Annotated in this window: 1 pseudogene; it reads right to left on the bottom strand. The window is 65.9% G+C overall.

From position 1 onward, the window contains the following. Positions 1–1,318 (bottom strand): annotated as a pseudogene (locus tag E5W70_RS31400) (caspase family protein); the annotation flags it as partial.

Genomic DNA, 1,318 nt, shown 5'->3' with positions numbered 1-1,318 from the left:
TCAGAGTCCCTGCCGCGGCGTCGATCAACTTTTCGCGGCCATCCGGATGAATGACGATCATCAGCGGCTTGTTGCCGTCCTTGAGCGTCATGTCGCCCGAAGCCGGCAGGAACCACAGCGCCGGCGTGTCGGTGGCATCTTCTGCGGCGCCGGCAATGGCGTTCTCGCGCAGCACGGCGAGCCGCAGATCAGCGCTCTTGCCCGGCTCGACCAGCGCGATGTCGAACCCCGGGCTTTCCCTGGCCGCCAGTTCGTCGAGAACCGAGTTCGCCAGCGCGGCCTCTTTCTCGAGGCCTTTGGCCGCTGCCGGCCGCGCGACTACGAGCTTGTAGTCGACGGCGAGCTCGGCCAGCCGCGCATAGGCATTGGCGGGGATGTCGGCCAGCTTGAGCGCCGGCTTGCCGCCGAACTCGACCGGCTTGACCCGGCTTTCCAGGTTCTTCGCCGACTGCACCTGGAGATAGCCAAGCGCCTCGGACAGCGGCGACAGCGCCGAGGGCAATATTGCGAGCCTGCTGCCTGGGCTGAGGCGATGCAGCAACCCGGCGCCGATCGTGGCTTTGTCGTTCTCGATGACGATCGGCCATTGCATGACCGCGTCTATCTTGTCGGTGCCGAAGACGCGTGCGTCGAGTTCCCCTTCGAACAGCGGCGTCGGCCGGGTGCGGCCGTCCGCCGAATATTGCTGCAGCACGGCCTGGCCGAGCTGGCGATAGGTGATGTTGGGGTTCTCGGCCAGTTTCGACAGGATGGTGAAGGTGAACAGCCCGAAACGCGGCGCATCGGCCGTGCCCTTGGGCAGCGGCATCTCAGGTGTCGTCTCCACCGTCTGCGCCGCGTAGAAAGCGACCAATTTACCCTTGGTGGTCGGCTCGGCGCCGGTCGGCGTCAGCTTGAAGGCCGGCTTGCGCTGCCCGTCCTCGTCAAAGCCGCGCGACGCGGCCGACGCAATCCCGTCATAGGCTTTCACCGCAGCCGCCCTGGCAGCGTCGTCGCCGCCGACCAGATCGGCGAACTCGACCTTGCGTTCCAGCTCATCGTCGACCGCGGCGGCGCGCGTCGCGGTGCCGGAATGGCAGCAGTCGAACACGGCCCAGATAAAAACACCCTTGTCGCGGATGGCGTCGAGCGCGGTGCCGATCTCGTTGTCGACCAGCGCATTGGGCACGCCCTGTTCACGGTTCACCCATTTGTCGATGTCGGACGGCAAGAAAATCTCGTCGAGGCCGTCGGTCTCGTGGCCCTTGTTCGCCGCCGGCTGTTGCGCGCCATGACCGGACAAATGCAGGTAGACGAAATCGTCGCGCTGGACCTTGGC

Origin of the sequence: Mesorhizobium sp., from assembly GCF_005063415.1 — a bacterium.
GTDB lineage: Bacteria > Pseudomonadota > Alphaproteobacteria > Rhizobiales > Rhizobiaceae > Mesorhizobium.
This window is presented reverse-complemented; position numbering and strand designations above follow the sequence as displayed.